Origin of the sequence: Labedella populi (assembly GCF_004078655.1) — a bacterium.
In the GTDB taxonomy this organism is placed as follows: Bacteria; Actinomycetota; Actinomycetes; order Actinomycetales; family Microbacteriaceae; genus Labedella; species Labedella populi.
In genome coordinates, this window is record NZ_RZNC01000004.1 from 182584 (window position 1) to 198668 (window position 16085).

Genomic DNA, 16085 nt, shown 5'->3' on the forward strand with positions numbered 1-16085 from the left:
CTTCCTTCGATTTCGATCGGGGGCGCGGGCGCCGTCCGATGCGTCGTTGCGTTCTGTGCGTCGTCGTTCCGCCGATCACCGGGTTCCCCCGACGGACGGCATGAGAGCGTCAGCCGCCCGCGGGTGTCCCGAAGACGAAGATCACGATGAAGCTGAACAGCTGGTCCATCCCGTAGACGAGAGCCATCATGATCACCACGAACACGAGCACGACGCCCGTGTAGCTCAGCAGCTCTTTGCGGGTCGGGGTGACGACCTTCTTGAGTTCGTTCACCACCTGCTTGAGGAACAGGATGAGCCCGGCGATGGGTCCACGCCGTGCGGCGCGCTCCTTCTTCGCGTTCGCGACGATCTCTTCGCTCGGCTCGTCGATAACTTTTCGGGCCACCTCGTTACACCTTTCCCGTGTCGGACCCAGTGGGCCGACGCGCAGGGCGGACAGGACTCGAACCTGCAACCTGCGGTTTTGGAGACCGCTGCTCTACCAATTGAGCCACCGCCCTTCGGCCTCGGGGTTCCGAGGCCGGGCCCCGGAGGTCCGGAACCAATGGTACGAAATCCACGACTGCTCTGCTGACCACCTGCGAAGAACACGGGGAGCCGCCACCGGAAAAATGGGCGCAGAAAAGCTTGGCGGATTTCACCACCGTGATCCAGTGTAGACGACGCCCGGCGGCCGGTAAAGCCGAGCGGAGGAGCGGACGATCCGGACGCGACGCGACGACGCGCGGTCCCGCCGAGCGGCCACCCGCCCGCCCGGGCCGTGAACCGGCAGTCAGCGGAGGACGGACACGACGACGACGCTCGCGATGACGAGCCAGACCGGGATGACGAAGACGAGACCGTGCACGATGCCCGCGACGGCGGACGTTCCCGCGGGGTGCTCCGCGAGCTCGGAGCGGGTGTTGCTGTCCATGGCGACCATGTGGGCTCCCTCCCGACGGACGATACGAGTCAACAATGATCGCCGCCCCGCCTGACGGCCAGCCGAGAAGACCGGGAACGAGCAGAGTTCACGTGTTGTTCGCCGCGTCGCCGACGGGTGGGGGTCGCCCACGGCGCGGGGCGCGAGGGAAAGTACCGGGTCAGAGCGAGAGCAAGGCGACGATGCCGATGCCGGCACCGATCCAGATCGGCACGACGATCGCGAGGCCGAAGAGGATGCCGCGGATGGGGGCGGAATCACGGCGTGCGGCGGCGAGTTCCCGGCCCTCGAGGGGAGTCTGCTCGCCGAAGGGACGAGTCGAGACATCGTACGTGGTCATTCCTGACCCCCCAGGTCCTATCTCGCGCCCACTCCGCGTGCGACGGGAGCGAGCGCCACCGCGCGCACGGTGGCTGACGCCAGTCTGACCGCCCGTGGCCCGGCGGTCGACCCCGTATCCGGGCGATCCCCATTCGGGGGTCATCATGCCTCCCCTCTGCACCCCCTCTCCCTTCTCGGTTCGCCCACCGGAGCGCGATCACCCGGGCTGTCCGAGAATCGGGCGCCCGGGCAGTCGTTTCGGACGCACGGGCGATACGGTGGGAGCGTGACATCGCGACTCTCCACGAAGATCTCCGCCATCGCCGAATCGGCGACCCTCAAGGTCGATGCGAAGGCGAAGGCCCTCCAGGCCGCCGGCCGGCCGGTCATCAGCTATGCGGCGGGCGAGCCCGACTTCCCGACGCCCGCGCACATCGTCGAAGCGGCACTCTCCGCGGTGAGTGACCCCCGCAACCACCGGTACACACCCGCCGCCGGCCTGCCCGAGCTCCGCGAGGCGATCGCGGCGAAGACCCTGAGCGACTCGGGCACGGCCGTCGAGCCATCGCAGGTGATCGTGACGAACGGCGGCAAGCAGTCCGTCTACGAAGCGTTCCAGGTGCTCCTCGATCCGGGCGACGAGGTCATCGTGCCCTCCCCTTTCTGGACGACGTACCCCGAGGCCATCGCTCTCGCCGACGGCGTCACGGTGCCGGTCTTCGCCGACGCTGATGCCGGGTACCTCGTCACGGTTGAGCAGCTCGAGGCCGCTCGCACCGACCGCACGAAGGTGCTGCTCTTCGTCTCGCCGTCGAACCCGACGGGCGCCGTGTACTCAGCCGAGCAGACCCGTGTGATCGGCGAATGGGCCCTCGAGCACGGCATCTGGGTGATCAGCGACGAGATCTACCAGAATCTCACCTACGGCGAGCGCGCCGTCTCGATCCTCGAGGCCGTGCCCGACCTGGCCTCCCAGGTCCTACTCGTCAATGGCGTCGCGAAGACCTACGCGATGACCGGGTGGCGCGTGGGCTGGACCGTCGGCCCCGTCGACGCCGTCAAGGCCCTCGGCAACCTGCAGTCCCACCTCTCGGGCAACGTCAACAACATCGCCCAGCGCGCCGCGATCGCCGCGCTGACGGGACCTCAGGACAGCGCTCATGAGATGCGAGCGGCCTTCGATCGGCGCAGGCACCTGATCCTCGACGAGTTCGCGAAGGTTCCCGGCTTCCGCACGCCCACGCCCGATGGCGCGTTCTACGTCTACCCCGACGTGACCGCACTGCTCGGGCGCGAGTGGGGCGGACGGACGATCTCGACGTCGCTCGAACTCGCCGACTACATCCTGGACGACGCCGAGGTCGCCGCCGTTCCCGGCGAGGCCTTCGGGCCCTCGGGCTATCTGCGCTTCAGTTACGCGCTCGGCGACGAGCAGCTCGTCGAGGGAGCTCGGCGCCTCGCACGCCTTTTCGGCTGACGCCCCGTACGCGCCGTCAGTAACTGGGCGAGAACGGCGGTCCGCCCGGCGCGACCGGGCCTGACGGCGCGGACGGCGGGCTGAAGGGGGTCGACGGAGCGGTCGGGGCACCGGGAGCGCTGGGAGCTCCCGGCAGACCCGGAGGCCCAGGTCGCGGCTCCGTCCAGGGCTCCGGAGCGGGCTCCGGGACGGGTGACGGCTCCGGTTCCGGCGCGGGCTCGGGTTGCGGTTCCGGTGCGGGCTCGGGAACCGGCTCCGGGGTCGGCTCGCGAGCCGGTTCGGCGGGAAGCGACGATCGGCGGTCGACGCGTTCGGGGTGGATCGGCGGTTCGGGCTCCAGCGGACCGGGCTCCGGCGGAGCCGCGGACGGGTCGCCTCCGGGGGACGGAGCGGGCGGCGGGAAGGTCGGTTCCTGGGACATGGTCTCCTCCTCGATCGGTTCACCGAGCCTAGGCGAGCGCGGGCGCCTCGCCAGGGGGTCGCGGAATACCCAGGTCTCATCGATGATGGGCCCGGCTCGGGTCCACCCCGCCGGAGGCATCGACCGGCGATGCGGGATCAGATGTCGAGGCCGACGACCACGGGCTCGGGCAGGAGCAGGACTCCGAACTCCGACTGCACTCGTGCCTGCACGTACCGGGCGAGAGCCGCGACGTCCTCCCCTGAGGCGTTGCCCTGATTCGTGAGCGCGAGCGTGTGCTTCGAGGAGATGGCCGCTCGCGAACCCGGGAGGGCGAATCCCCGGCCGATGCCGGCGTTCTCGATGAGCCAGGCCGCGCTGAGCTTCACACGGCGCTCCTCCTCCGCGACCGACGCCGGACGGGGGAGATCGAAGCCGGCGGACCCGTCGAGCGGCAGCACCGTGACCGGCTCGTCGACCTCGCCGACGGGCCACCGGGGGGCATCGGCCGGGAGGTCCGCGGCGAAACGCTCCGAGACGATGGGATTGGTGAAGAAGGAGCCGGCGCTCCAGGAGTCGTGGTCGTCGGGGTCCAACACCATGCCCTTCGAGCCGCGGAGTGCGAGTACGGACGCCCGGACGTCGGCGAGCGCCACCCGTTCCCCGAGGTCGACGCCGAGGGCCTTCGCGAGCTGCGGGTAGGCGATCGGTGCCCCGAGGCCGTCGAGCGATCGGCGGAGATCGAGGTCGATCGACACGACGACGGCCTCGCGCTCGGCGGGGGCACCCCCGTGCCGCTTGAGGACGGACGTGCGGTACCCGAGTCCCAGGTCACGCGCGCTCACGCGTTCGAGAGTCCCCGACTCGCGGTCGTACAGCTCCACCGAGGAGAGGACGTCGCCGATCTCCGCTCCGTACGCCCCGATGTTCTGGATGGGCGCGGCTCCCGACGAACCGGGGATCCCCGAGAGCGCCTCGATGCCGCTGAGCCCCTCCTCGACGGCGAACGCGACGACCCGGTCCCACGACTCTCCGGCCTGGACCCGGAGACGCGCAGCCCCCTCCGGGACGTCGGGCTCGTCCTGTCCGCTGATGACCTCGATGCCCCGGGTACGGACGGCGATCGCGATGCCCGGGAAGCCGTCGGAACCGACGAGGAGGTTCGAGCCCCCGCCGACGACCATCCACTCGTCGAAACGCCGCCAGCCGTCGTCGAGCAGGGCGAGCAGTCCACGGACGTCGGTCGCTTCCGCGTACTCGGCCGGCTCGCCGCCCACCCGGAACGTCGTGAGTGAGGAGAACGGGACCACGGTCGTCATCGGAGGAGGACGCGGACCTGCGCCTTGCCGAGCACCGTCGTCCCGCCCACGGTGACGACGAGGTCGATCCGTGCGGACGACTCCTCGGCGAGGATCGCGCCGACCTTGGCCATCACACTCACGTCGACGCCGTTCTGCGGGTCGACGACGACGGGACGCGTGAAGCGCACCTGGTAGTCGGTGACACGGCCGGGGTCGCCGACGGCCTCGACGACCGGCTGGACCGCGACGCCCATGGTGAGCATGCCGTGCGCGAGGACTCCCGGCAGGCCGACGCTCGCCGCGACGTCGTCGCGGTAGTGGATGGGGTTGAAGTCACCGGACGCTCCGGCATACCGCACGAGGGTGTCGCGGCTGAAGTGGTAGTCCTTTTCCGCGACGACCTGCCCGACGGCGAGACCGTCGAGCTCGAGTCCGGTGTGCTGCATGGTCATTCGTCCCCCCTGACGACGAGCGTGGAGATGGCGGTCACGACGTGGGCGCCGTCGTGGTCGGTCACGGTGGTCTCCGCGGTGACCATGGAGTTGCCGCCGAGGGACTTGACGCTCGAGACCCGCAGGGTCGCCGTGAGCTCGTCGCCCGCCACGATCGGGCGGCCGAACGAGAACCGCTGGTCGCCGTGGACGACGCGCGAGAAATCGATGCCGGCATCGGGATCGGCGAGGAGCTGTGCGAGCGTCGCCTCCTGGATCACGACGGCGAACGTCGGAGGAGCGACGACGTCGGCGTATCCCGCCGCGCGAGCGGCGTCCGGATCGTGGTGCAGCGGGGACGTGGCGAGGACGGCACGCGCGAACTCGCGCACCTTCTCCCGACCGACGAGGTACGGGGGGACGGGAGGGAACTCCCTGCCCTGGATCGCGGGGTTCACAGTCACCCGGACAGCCTACAGCGGGTGCCCGGGGTGCCCCGCGATCGCGGTGAGGTCAGCGCGAGGGCGAGTGCCCGATGCGCGTCGCGGCCTCGACACCCTCGACGCTCAGCTCCGCGTGCACGAGGACCCATTCGTCGCCGGCCCGATCGAGTTCGACGATGGCCGTGTTCGGGATGGGCGTGATGGGCGTTCCGGTCACGGCGCCGACAGTGAGACGGATGAGCGTGCCGTGACTCACCGCGAGGACGTTGCGCTCCGGGAACTGCTCGCGGATCGCGGCGAGCGCTGCCGTTCCCCGGGCCTCGACCTCGCGCTCGGCCTCCATGCCGGGGTACTGACGGTCCGGCCAATTCGCGCGCACGTCCTCCGACGTCGCGCCCTCCGCTTGACCGTAGCTGCGCTCCCTCAGTTCCGGGATGGCTGGGCCGAGGTCGATTCCGAGACCGTCCGCGAGGATCTGCGCGGTCTCGCGCGCCCGGGAGAGCGGCGAACTCACGACGACGTCCCACCGGGACGCGTCGAGTCGCTCGACGATGCCCCTCGCCTGCTGGCGGCCCGCGTCGTTGAGCGGGATGTCGGTCGCGCCTTGGATGCGGAGAGCGAGATTCCAGTCGGTCTGGCCATGGCGGATGAGGGCGATCGGCATGTCTCGAGCCTAGGCGACGGGGACGGCCGCCCTCGACTCCGCGAGCCGGCGTTCACGCCGAGTCGAGTAGCCCGAGATCGGTGTCGGTGTCGGTATCGGGGCCGGGCCGGGCGTGACCGTCACCCGGACCGGTCGGGGCGATCGGCCCGACGGCGCCGGTCGGAGCGGCGAGCCGGGCGCGACGAGGACGCCACGCGCCGCCGTCGAGTGGCGGGGCCGGCGCACGGGCCCCCGACCTCGGCGGGCGATGACGGGCCCCCGACCTCGGCGGGCGATGACAATGCCGAGTACGACGACGAGACCGGGCCCGATCACCGCGACGGCGAGAGCCAGCGTCGGGAAGGACCCGGGTGCCGCGAGGACGGGCCCGATCGGGGCGGACACCCCCGTCGTGCCCTCGATGGCGGCGACACTGCTCGACAGGAGGGTGTCGGAGGGCATCGCTTCGGTCGTCGATACCACCGACGAGAGGAGGACCGTGCAGACCCCGAGCCCCTCGACCGCGGCCGGCGTCGCGGTGCCCGGGCACTCGGGCGCGTCCTCGTCGGCCGCGACGATGCTGCGACTCAGCATCCCGTCGCCACCGGCGGCGGGATCGTCGAGAATCGCTCGGTAGGTCAGCGTGACAGCTGCGCCGGCCGCAAGCCGTCCGGAGAGTCCCAGGCGATCGCGGCCCACGCGGACGACCGTGACGTCGACCGAGGACGAGGTGGACACGAGCGCGATCCGCGCGTCGTCGACGACCCCGGTGACGATCTCGTCGAGCCGGACGCGTTGCGAGGTCGCGCCGCGGTTCTCGAGTTCGACGGCCACGTCGACGCCGTCGCCGGGGCCGACCGGCTCGGCATCCGCGGCCATGCGCGCGGTGACCACGATGTCCGCCTCCGCCGCCGCCGCGGCCGTCGCCGGCATCGTCAGCGCGGTCGTGACGATCCCGGCAGCGACGATTCCGGCAGCGACGATCGTGCGGGCCACGTTCGTGACCGTGATGTGCTCTCGATGATGCATGCTGTGCTCCCCTGGCATGGCCGGTCGCGACGCCGATCGGCGTGCGACGCGTGCATCGGACCGCGGCCCCCCGACCTCGATCGATCCGTCACGACCGTGATATCGGTCGCGTGCACGTCTCCTGCACCGATTCTCATCGAGGAGGCGTCCGACGCGTCAGCCCCCGAGCACGGGGGCCGACGTCGCACCGGGCGCAGAGGGTGACGAGCGGCCGAGCGGGCGAGCGGCGCTACCCTGGGCGGATGCGCCCGTTCCTCCTGCTCACGACGCGCGTCGAGGACGACGCAGCCTCCCATGAGTATGGACTCTTCGTCGCGCTCACCGGTCTGGCCCCGAGCAGGCTCGCCCACCACCGCCTCGACGTCGCTCCGCTGCCCGCTGGCTTGGACCTCGACGACTACTCGGGCGTCTTCCTCGCCGGCAGCCCCTTCACCTCGACGGATCCTGTCGAGTCGAAGTCCACAGTCCAGCTCCGCGTGGAGCGGGAGCTCGACGACCTGCTCGACCGCATCGAAGCGGACGACGTGCCCTTCTTCGGCGCCTGCTACGGGATCGGCACGCTCGGTCGCCACGCCGGCGCGGTCATCGACCGTCGTTACGGCGAGCAGTCCGGCGCCGTCTCGGTGACCTTGACGGCGGAGGGCAGCATGGACCCCGTCTTCAGCGTGCTCCCCGCGCGATTCGACGCCTTCGTCGGCCACAAGGAGGCGATCTCGGTGCTCCCGGAGGGTGCCGTGCTCCTCGCGATGGGTGAGGCCTGTCCCGTTCAGGGGTTCCGGATCGGGCGGAACCGCTACGCGACGCAATTCCACCCCGAGCTGACCGTCGACGCGATGGTCGCCCGCGTGCGGACGTATTCTCGACACGGCTACTTCGATCCGTCGGACACCGCAGCCGTCGCCGACCGCGTCGCCGCAGCCGATGTCAGCGCCTCCCACCGCGTGCTGCGCTCCTTCGCCGAGCGCTACTCCGACTGACCGTCCTCGATCACCGAGAGGATGTTGCCGGTCGGGTCGGTGAACCACGCGATCGTGCGCCCGTTCCCGCGATGATGCCGCGGTCGTGAGCAGAGGGCACTCCCCCCGTGCGACACGGCGAGAACCGCCCCGTCACACGCGAGCGACCGCGAGCCCCACCGCGTCGAATTCGGCGAGCGCGCCGATCGGGGCCGACGGACCCGTGACGAGGGCGTCGACCTCGGAGAGGTGCGCGATGCGACCGAGGTGCACGTTGCCGAGCTTCGATCCGTCGGCGACCACGATGGCGCGGCCGGCCCGTTCCACCATCGCTCGCTTCACCTCCGCCTCCGGGAGGTTCACGTTCGTGACGCCCGCCTCCGGGTGCACACCGTTGCAGCCGACGATCGCGAGGTCGGCGTGCAGTCCCTCGAAGAGCCGCAGGGCCATCGGGTTCACGAGGGAGTGCTGGCGCGGTCGCAATGCTCCGCCTGTGACGATGACGGTCATGCGCGGGATCGCGGCCTCGAGGGCCAACGCCACCGTGAGACCGTTCGTCATGACGACGACGTCCTCGAGATCGTCGCGCGCCGCGAGGGCCACTGCGACCGCGTTCGTCGTCGTGCCGACATCGAGGAACACACTCTGCCCCGAGGAGACGAGGCCGGCGGCGTACCGGCCGATGGCCGTCTTCTCGGCCGCGAACGAGTCGGACGCCTGCTCGAACGACGGCTCCGCGAGCGGCGCGACCGCGGCGACGGCCCCACCGTGCACCCGTCTCACCGTGCCCGACGACGCGAGCACGTCGAGGTCCGCGCGGATCGTGACGTCTGACACGCCGAAGGCCGCTCCGAGATCCGAGACGCGGACGAAACCGCGCTCCAGGACGAGGTCGAGCACGCGGGCCCGTCGCAGTTCCGCCGGAACCATCGGCTCCTCCACAGCACTCATGATGTGAACCTTGCTTTACTTGCGTTTGCTTGTCAATATGAAACCATGCCAGTCCTTCCCGCCTCGACGCTGACGGACGGAGTCGTCCGTCGGGACGACACCCTCGCCGACGGACGCCGGCTCTACTACTACGACGATGCCGGATCGACGCTGCCGACGGAGCGAGCGAGCGACGCGCGTGTGCTCGACCCCCGCCCCGACACCGCCACGATGCGGCGTGATCCCCTCACCGACGAATGGATCTCCATCGCCGCCGCCCGGCAGAACCGCGTCTTCCTCCCCCCCGCCGACCTCGACCCGCTCGCCCCGGCGAGCCCGACGAACCCATCGGAGGTGCCCGACCGATACGACGTCGCGGTCTTCGAGAACCGCTCCCCCTCTTTCGGACCCGCAACCGCCGCGGACGTCGACGCCGACGCGGACACCGCCGGGTCGCGCGCGGTCGGCCACACCCGCGCGTCGGTCGGGCGCTGCGAGGTCGTGTGTTTCAGCCCCGAGCACGAGGGCTCACTCGGCAGCCAGAGCCCCGCTCGCCTCCGCACCGTCGTCGAGGCGTGGGCGGACCGCACGGCGGCCCTCTCCGAGATCCCCGGGATCGAGCAGGTCTTCCCCTTCGAGAACCGCGGAGAGGCCATCGGCGTCACCCTGCACCACCCGCACGGCCAGATCTACGGCTACCCCTACGTCACACCACGGACGCAGTGCCTCATCACACAAGTCGAGCGGCACGGGCCCGGCCTCTTCGAGGAGATCCTCGCGTTCGAGTCGGCGTCCGAGCGCCTCATCCTCCGCGGCGAGCATTGGAGCGCATTCGTGCCGTTCGCCGCGCGTTGGCCCCTCGAGCTGCACGTCATGCCGCACCGCCACATCGCCGACCTCGCCGAGACCGACTCCGCCGAACGCGGGGAGCTCGCTGCGCTCCTGCCGCGACTTCTCCAAGGCATCGACGCCCTCTACGGGGACCCGACCCCGTACATCGCCGCGTGGCACCAGGCACCGGTGCGCGACCACCGCGACATCCGATTGACGTTGCAGATCACGTCGCCGCGGCGCGCCGCCGCTCGTCTCAAGTACCTCGCCGGTTCCGAGAGCGCCATGGGCGCCTTCATCGGAGACGTCCTGCCGGAGGTCCAAGCGGCCGCCTGGAAGGAAGCCGTCCGATGATCGGCACCCGTGAGGACCGGGTTCTCGAGCTCTTCGCCGAGCACTTCGGCGGGCGACCGGACGGGGTCTGGTCCGCTCCCGGCCGCGTCAATCTCATCGGCGAGCACACCGACTACAACGACGGCTTCGCCCTGCCCTTCGCGATCGGCCACCGCGCCGTCGTCGCCGTGCGGCTGCGCCACGACGAGCGCGTGATCGTCGCGACGACGGCCCCGGGCGACCCCGTCGACACGACGCTGTCGGCCCTCACCGGCGAGCGGATCGCGTCGTGGGCCGCGTATCCGCTCGGCGTCGCCTGGGCGCTCGGCGAGGCCCACGGCCGTGATCGGCTCACGGGGTTCGAGCTCGCCGTGCACTCGGACGTCCCGATCGGCGCCGGTCTGTCGTCGTCTGCCGCCATCGAGTGCGCAGCGGCACTCGCCCTCGACGAGTTGTGGAGTCTCGAATCGGGCCGACCGGCGCTCGCTCTCGCGGGGCAGCGCGCGGAGAACACCGTCGTCGGCGCGCCGACGGGGATCATGGACCAGACCGCGTCGCTCCTCGGAGAGGCCGACGCCGCCGTCTTCCTCGACTGCCGGTCGCTCGAGGCCGAGGCCGTGGGCCTGGGGTTCGAGCGCGCGGGACTCGAGGTGCTCATCGTCAACACGCACGTCTCGCACGATCACGCCACGGGCGGCTACGCGAGCCGACGAGCGGCGTGTGAGCGCGCGGCCGACGCTCTCCACGTCGTGGCGCTCAGGGATGCGAGCCTCGACGAACTCCGCGCGGCCCGCGACGACGGACGTCTCGACGACGAGGCCTTCCGCCGGGCGCGACACGTCGTGACGGAGAACGCCCGCGTCCTCGACACGGTGGCGACCCTGCGGGACGTCGGGGCGGCGGCGATCGGTTCGCTGCTCGACGCCTCGCACGCGTCGATGCGCGACGACTTCGAGATCTCCGTCCCGGAGATCGACACGGCGGTCGAGGCGATGCGCTCGGCCGGCGCGCTCGGCGCTCGTCTCACGGGAGGCGGCTTCGGGGGGTCGGCGATCGGTCTCGTACCCTCCGATGACATCGGTGCGGTGGCCGACGCGGTGCTCGCCGCCTTCTCGCGCGCCGGGTTCCGGGAGCCCACCGTGTCGACGGTGTCGCCGTCGGCGGGAGCACGGCGAGAGCGATGACGACTCCCGCCGTGCATCCGTGCGGCGGGTCCGCCAGGATGAGGGTGGAGCGCCGGACGGCCTGCTCTCCACCCGGACGACGACGAGACGAACGAAGGACGACATGACCTGGTTGATCACCGGCGGCGCCGGATACATCGGGTCGCACGTCGTGCGGGCCTTCGCGGCGGCGGGCCTCCCGACGGTCGTGCTCGACGACCTCTCGAGCGGGCACCGCTCCTTCATCGCCCCGGATCAGGACTTCGTCGAGGGGACCCTGCTCGACGTCGCCCTGCTCGACCGGCTCTTCTCCGAATACCGCTTCGCGGGTGTCGTCCACATCGCCGGGTACAAGTACGCCGGCGAATCCGTCTCGAAGCCCGTGCACACCTACGAGCAGAACGTCACCGCGACGACGAACCTGCTGGCTGCGGCGCAACGCGCCGGCGTCGACCGCTTGGTGTTCTCGTCGAGCGCCGCCGTCTACGGCACGCCCGACGTCGATCTCGTGACCGAGGCGACGCCCACACGCCCCGAGTCGCCGTACGGGGAGTCGAAGCTCATCGGCGAGTGGCTGCTGCGGGACCAGGGGCGCGCGACGAGACTCGCGCACACGAGTCTGCGGTACTTCAATGTCGTCGGCTCGGCGACGCCGGAGCTCCGGGACACGAGTCCGCACAACCTGTTCCCGCTCGTCTTCGCGGCACTCGCCGATGGCCGGACGCCGCGGATCAACGGCGAGGACTACCCCACCCCCGACGGCACCTGCGTGCGCGACTACGTGCACGTCGGCGACATCGCGGAGGCGCACGTGCGGGCGGCCGAGCGGTTGATCGCCGGACACCCGATCGAGCCCGTCTACAACCTCGGCAGCGGGGACGGCGTCTCGGTCCGGCAGATCATGGACGGGGTCGCCCGGGTCACGGGTGTCGAGTTCGAGCCGGAGGTCCACCCTCGCCGCCCCGGGGACCCCGCCCGTATCGTTGCGAGCGGCGAGCTCGCGGCACGTGACCTCGACTGGCGCATGCGGTACTCGCTCGACGAGATGATCGCGAGCGCCTGGGAGGCCTCCCGATCGGAGGGGTGATTCAGCGCGATCGCCCATACATTCCAAATGCGGCATGGCCGGTGACGACCGTGGCCGGATCGGGGATGTCGAACTTCACGGCGGCGTTCGCCTCCGTGAGTGTCGCGAAGTAGCCGACGAGCATCCGGTCGGCCGAGTCCGGGGCCCACGTCACGACGCGATAGCGTTCGCACGGACGCCCCTCCCCGTCGCCCGCCCGGGGGCGCACGGTGACGAGCCGGATCACCGCCTTCGGCAGGACGGGGTCGTTGCGCATGCACACCCACTCCACCCGCGAGATGCGGATGGGTCTCGGCAAGGACATGCGGTGCTCCCGTGGATCGATAGGAGCGCTCCGGCCAGCGCGTGTGCTCGATCCTACGAAATCCCCACCGACACTCCACCCCCTGAACACTTCCTTTGTGCTCCAAAATTCGAGCACAGAGGAAGTGTTCAGGGGGTGATGCGGACGGCGGTGCCTGGCGGGACCTGCGTGAGGCGGGCGATCGCGTCCGCGCCGACACGGAGACAACCGTTCGAGATCGGGCCGGCGTGCACGTCGTGGTAATGGAATGCCGTGATCGCGACGTCGATGCCACCGAAACCGTCGAGCGTCGGCGACTGGACGGCGAGATAGACGATCGGGTGCCCACGCGTGTACGCGAGCGACGAGGCGGTTCGCACACTCATCACGAAGGTCCGACCGATCGGCGTCGGTGTCGCCTCCGTCCCCCAGGCGAACTCTCCGGGCACCCGTTCCCGCTCGCCGCCTCTCACGATGTCGATCGTGCCGGCCGAGACACTCACCTCGATCGACGTGTCGAGCACACTGATGTCGACGTCCGTCGCACGCAGCCAGCCGGTCAACTGCCCGGCGACACCCGCCGACGGCACGCCGGCTCGACCGACGAGGAGCACCCGCACCCAGTGCTCCTCCCGTTCGATGATCGGAACGATGCTGCCCTCGTACGGCAGTTCGTGCGGCAAGGCGGCGACGGGCGCGGCCCCCGGTTCGGCGAAGACGGGCGCGCCCGCCGGAACCGGTCGGGCCACTTCGCCCGTCGTACCCTCTTCCGGTGCGTCGTCGACGGGAAGCGCCGGGATGACGGCGAACACGTCGACCGTCGGTAGATCTGCGAGATCATACGACCGGTCGTCCGGAGCGTGCCCCGTGGGCGTCGGCGTGGGCGTCGGCGTGGGCGTCGGACTCACCGTGGGGGTCGGCGACGCGGCGACAGGAGGCGGTTCGGGTTCGGTGAGCTGCCGGACCACGGCGACTCCGGCGACGAGCAGGATCACGGCCAGGGCGGCGACGGCGACGATCAGCAGCCGACGTCGGCCGCGGCCCGACGAGGCGACGACTCCCGGCTCCGCATCGTTCGCGGGCTCGACGCCGCCGGGTCCCTGCTCGGTTCCGCCCCCACTCACGGTTCCATGCTGCGGGGGCGGTGGGTCCCGCGCAAGCCGGCGAGGGAGATCGGCATCGGATTCCCGGATCACTCCGAACGGGTACCGTTGAGTTCGGAGGATCTCGCCCATCATGCACTCGCGCTCGGACCGGCTGGCCCGCGGCACCACCGCGGCCGCCATCGCGACACTCGTCGCCGCGCTGTCGCACACGATCGGAGGCGGCACGTTCCCCTCCGCGCCTCTCCTGGCCCTCGCGTTCATCACGAGCATCGGGTGGTGCACGGCCCTCGTCGGCCGACGGTTCTCGTGGCCACGGGTCTCCGTCGCCGTCATCGCGTCGCAAGCGCTCTTCCACGGCACGTTCGCGCTCACCGGGTCCGGTGGTGCTCGCGTCGTCGCCGAGACCGGCGGCCATGCCGGACACGGCGGATCGACGGTGCTCACGGTCGTCCCGGGCGAGATCGGCCACCTGCACGACGGGCCGAGCATGCTCGTCGCCCACGGCGTCGCGGCCGTCGTCACGATCGTTGCACTGCGCCTCGCCGATCGGTCGTCGCGAGCGACGGCCGCTCTCTCCCGGATCGTCCGATCCCTCCTCCCCCTCCTCGTCGCGGCGCCCGTCGCCGTCGGAACTCGCGCGACGCGTGTCCGCCCCGATGGCAGCGGATTCCGGCCCGCCCGGGCAGCGGCCCTCCTCGGCGGACTCCGACACCGCGGACCCCCCGTCCTGATCGCCGCGTAGACCGGTCCCGAGCGCCCGCACCGAGCGGCCGCCGATCGTCTGCGCGCGCCGCGCCGTCGTCGCACGACGGCCTCCTCGCACGCTTCCGCCGCTCCGTCGCGGCCCCACGATCAAGGACAAAAGATATGACCCGCTCGACCACCCACACCCGCATCCGCACCACCCGCACCCGCTCGACCCGCCGCATCATCCTCGGGGCGACCGCCGGAGTCACCCTCTCCCTCGCGGCTCCTCTCGCCGCGAGTGCCCACATCGGCGTCACCCCCGACACGACGGCGGCCGGCGCCTACGCGAACCTGACCTTCGCCGTCCCGCACGGTTGCGACGGATCGTCGACGACCGAGATCCGCATCACGATCCCCGGCGACGTCATCACCGTCACGCCGACGGTGAACCCGAACTGGGATGTCGCCGAGGTGCCCTCCGAGACGGACCCGGATTACACGGCCGCCGTCGTCTACACGGCGAAGACCCCACTCACCGACGGCCTCCGCGACACGTTCACGCTCTCGGTCCCGCTCCCCGACGGCGAGCCGGGCGACGCGCTCGCATTCCCGGTGCTGCAGACGTGCGAGGTCGGTTCGACCGTGTGGGACGAAGAGACCGTCGAGGGTGAGGAGGAGCCGGAGCACCCCGCTCCGATCGTCACGCTCACCGAGGCGTCCACGGACGGCCACGGCGCGGCGACGGAGGAACCGGAGACGGCCACGGCCGAGGGCGACTCGGTGAGCGCCACGGCGGCCGCGACCTCCGACCCGGCCACGGGCACCGCGATCGGGATCGGCATCGCCGGGCTCGTGACCGGCCTGGCCGGCGTCGTCCTCGCGCTGTGGGCGCTTCGCCGCCGCTCCGCCTGAGTACCACGCGCGATCGGGTGCTCCTCTCGCCGCGCGGGAGGAGCACCCGGACGCGTACGGACGACCTCCCTCCGTCGACCGATCCACCACTTGCACTACGAGCCGAGTAGTGCAAATATGCACGTATGACAGAAAGTGCAATGGGAGTCCGCGAGCGCCGGAAGAACGAGACGTCCTCCCGCCTCGTCTCGGCTTCACGACGACTCTTCACCGAACGGGGGCTCAACGGCTTCACGGTCGAGGAGCTCTGCGCAGAGGTCGGCGTCTCACGGCGCACCTTCTTCAACTACTTCGCCTCGAAGGACGACGCGGTGCTCGGCATCTCGAGCCGCGACATGGACGACGAACTCGACGACGCCTTCGTCGCGGGCGGCGACCCGTCCGTCAACGAGATCTCGGCCTCTCTTTTCAGCGACTTCGTCCACCTCCTGCTGTCGCGGTGGGAGCGGGCGGAGGTCGACGCCGACGGCATGCGCGGCGTCGCCGAAGCCTTGAAGGACGAACCCCGCCTCCTCGCTCGCATGATGGAACTCGCCATGCGCGACGAGGCCAACGACATGGCACTCGTCGAGCGCCGCGAGGGGCTGCCGCCCGGAGACCTGCGCGCTGCCGCCGTCGTCCAGCTCGCGGGAGCATTCGCACGACCGAGCGCGATCGCTTTCCTCGACGCGGGCAACACCGAGTCGATCGCGGAGCTCTTCGGTCGCCGGATCGACGCAGCCCGCGCCGTCCTTCACTGACCTCGAACCGACCGACACCCTCAGATCCTCCGGCATCGACGCCACCCCGCGCCCGTGCGACGCGGGACCGGCCGCTTCGCCGCGCCT

At 70.9% G+C, this 16085-nt stretch carries 19 protein-coding genes and 1 tRNA gene; 8 read left to right on the forward strand and 12 right to left on the reverse strand.

Annotated features, from left to right (window positions below; all coding sequences use genetic code 11):
* Window positions 1–109 precede the first annotated feature (109 nt).
* The 4 genes from secE to ELQ92_RS12320 form a co-directional block, all read right to left on the reverse strand.
* Window positions 110–388 carry a preprotein translocase subunit SecE gene (gene secE / locus ELQ92_RS12310; RefSeq protein ID WP_128499408.1) on the reverse strand — a complete coding sequence of 93 codons (279 nt, stop codon included), beginning with the start codon at window positions 386–388 and terminating at the stop codon, window positions 110–112.
* Between the two features lie 42 nt (window positions 389–430).
* A tRNA-Trp gene (locus ELQ92_RS12315) sits at window positions 431–503 on the reverse strand.
* Between the two features lie 272 nt (window positions 504–775).
* Window positions 776–925 (reverse strand): hypothetical protein, encoded by a 150-nt coding sequence (locus tag ELQ92_RS16315; RefSeq protein WP_166426782.1) that lies wholly within the window; start codon window positions 923–925, stop codon window positions 776–778.
* 160 nt (window positions 926–1085) lie between these two features.
* The gene (locus ELQ92_RS12320; protein ID WP_128499410.1) at window positions 1086–1265 is read right to left on the reverse strand and encodes a hypothetical protein; all 180 of its coding nucleotides are present in this window, start codon (window positions 1263–1265) and stop codon (window positions 1086–1088) included.
* A 267-nt stretch (window positions 1266–1532) separates the two neighbouring features.
* Here ELQ92_RS12320 and ELQ92_RS12325 point away from each other — a divergent pair, with 267 nt between their 5' ends.
* Window positions 1533–2723 (forward strand): pyridoxal phosphate-dependent aminotransferase, encoded by a 1191-nt coding sequence (locus ELQ92_RS12325; RefSeq protein ID WP_128499412.1) that lies wholly within the window; start codon window positions 1533–1535, stop codon window positions 2721–2723.
* A gap of 558 nt (window positions 2724–3281) precedes the next feature.
* Here ELQ92_RS12325 and ELQ92_RS12335 read toward each other — a convergent pair.
* Genes ELQ92_RS12335 through ELQ92_RS12355 form a run of 5 tightly spaced genes read right to left on the reverse strand, consistent with a single transcriptional unit; the run spans window position 3282 to window position 6970 of the window.
* Window positions 3282–4442: a UDP-N-acetylmuramate dehydrogenase gene (locus ELQ92_RS12335; RefSeq protein WP_128499416.1), complete on the reverse strand. Its 1161-nt coding sequence runs from the start codon at window positions 4440–4442 to the stop codon at window positions 3282–3284.
* Complete coding sequence (locus ELQ92_RS12340) at window positions 4439–4876, reverse strand: MaoC/PaaZ C-terminal domain-containing protein (protein WP_243695012.1); 438 nt, start codon at window positions 4874–4876, stop codon at window positions 4439–4441. The genes ELQ92_RS12335 and ELQ92_RS12340 overlap by 4 nt, the downstream gene beginning before the upstream one ends.
* The gene (locus ELQ92_RS12345; protein WP_128499420.1) at window positions 4873–5319 is read right to left on the reverse strand and encodes a MaoC family dehydratase N-terminal domain-containing protein; all 447 of its coding nucleotides are present in this window, start codon (window positions 5317–5319) and stop codon (window positions 4873–4875) included. The genes ELQ92_RS12340 and ELQ92_RS12345 overlap by 4 nt, the downstream gene beginning before the upstream one ends.
* A 49-nt stretch (window positions 5320–5368) precedes the next feature.
* Window positions 5369–5962, reverse strand: a complete 594-nt coding sequence (locus ELQ92_RS12350) for a histidine phosphatase family protein (protein WP_128499422.1) — start codon at window positions 5960–5962, stop codon at window positions 5369–5371.
* A gap of 9 nt (window positions 5963–5971) precedes the next feature.
* Entirely contained in the window at window positions 5972–6970 is a 999-nt protein-coding gene (locus ELQ92_RS12355) for a DUF7927 domain-containing protein (protein WP_128499423.1), read from the reverse strand.
* A 242-nt stretch (window positions 6971–7212) separates the two neighbouring features.
* Here ELQ92_RS12355 and ELQ92_RS12360 point away from each other — a divergent pair, with 242 nt between their 5' ends.
* Window positions 7213–7947 (forward strand): glutamine amidotransferase, encoded by a 735-nt coding sequence (locus tag ELQ92_RS12360; RefSeq protein WP_128499425.1) that lies wholly within the window; start codon window positions 7213–7215, stop codon window positions 7945–7947.
* A gap of 132 nt (window positions 7948–8079) precedes the next feature.
* Here ELQ92_RS12360 and ELQ92_RS12365 read toward each other — a convergent pair whose 3' ends face one another.
* Window positions 8080–8877, reverse strand: coding sequence for a DeoR/GlpR family DNA-binding transcription regulator (locus ELQ92_RS12365; RefSeq protein WP_128499427.1), 798 nt, complete (start codon window positions 8875–8877; stop codon window positions 8080–8082).
* Window positions 8878–8922: 45 nt separating this feature from the next.
* On the opposite strand from ELQ92_RS12365, the gene galT reads away from it, so the two are divergent.
* The 3 genes from galT (at window position 8923) to galE (ending at window position 12270) form a co-directional block, all read left to right on the forward strand.
* Window positions 8923–10041 (forward strand): galactose-1-phosphate uridylyltransferase, encoded by a 1119-nt coding sequence (galT, locus tag ELQ92_RS12370; RefSeq protein ID WP_128499429.1) that lies wholly within the window; start codon window positions 8923–8925, stop codon window positions 10039–10041.
* Complete coding sequence (gene galK, locus ELQ92_RS12375; protein WP_128499431.1) at window positions 10038–11204, forward strand: galactokinase; 1167 nt, start codon at window positions 10038–10040, stop codon at window positions 11202–11204. The genes galT and galK overlap by 4 nt, the downstream gene beginning before the upstream one ends.
* 103 nt (window positions 11205–11307) lie before the next feature.
* The gene (gene galE, locus ELQ92_RS12380; protein ID WP_128499433.1) at window positions 11308–12270 is read left to right on the forward strand and encodes a UDP-glucose 4-epimerase GalE; all 963 of its coding nucleotides are present in this window, start codon (window positions 11308–11310) and stop codon (window positions 12268–12270) included.
* A gap of 1 nt (window position 12271) precedes the next feature.
* On the opposite strand, the gene ELQ92_RS12385 is transcribed toward galE, so the two are convergent.
* Together ELQ92_RS12385 and ELQ92_RS12390 are read right to left on the reverse strand one after the other, a co-directional pair.
* A complete protein-coding gene (locus ELQ92_RS12385; protein WP_128499435.1) occupies window positions 12272–12574 on the reverse strand; it encodes a hypothetical protein in 303 nt (100 codons plus the stop codon).
* Window positions 12575–12702: 128 nt separating this feature from the next.
* Complete coding sequence (locus ELQ92_RS12390) at window positions 12703–13677, reverse strand: L,D-transpeptidase (RefSeq protein ID WP_243695026.1); 975 nt, start codon at window positions 13675–13677, stop codon at window positions 12703–12705.
* Window positions 13678–13789: 112 nt separating this feature from the next.
* On the opposite strand from ELQ92_RS12390, the gene ELQ92_RS12395 reads away from it, so the two are divergent.
* The 3 genes from ELQ92_RS12395 to ELQ92_RS12405 all read left to right on the forward strand — a co-directional run bounded on the left by ELQ92_RS12395 (window position 13790) and on the right by ELQ92_RS12405 (window position 15998).
* Window positions 13790–14401 carry a hypothetical protein gene (locus ELQ92_RS12395; RefSeq protein ID WP_128499437.1) on the forward strand — a complete coding sequence of 204 codons (612 nt, stop codon included), beginning with the start codon at window positions 13790–13792 and terminating at the stop codon, window positions 14399–14401.
* Between the two features lie 125 nt (window positions 14402–14526).
* On the forward strand, window positions 14527–15258 hold the full coding sequence (locus ELQ92_RS12400) for a YcnI family copper-binding membrane protein (RefSeq protein WP_128499439.1): 732 nt from the start codon (window positions 14527–14529) through the stop codon (window positions 15256–15258).
* 125 nt (window positions 15259–15383) lie between these two features.
* Window positions 15384–15998, forward strand: a complete 615-nt coding sequence (locus ELQ92_RS12405; protein ID WP_128499441.1) for a TetR/AcrR family transcriptional regulator — start codon at window positions 15384–15386, stop codon at window positions 15996–15998.
* The last annotated feature ends 87 nt before the right edge of the window (window positions 15999–16085 follow it).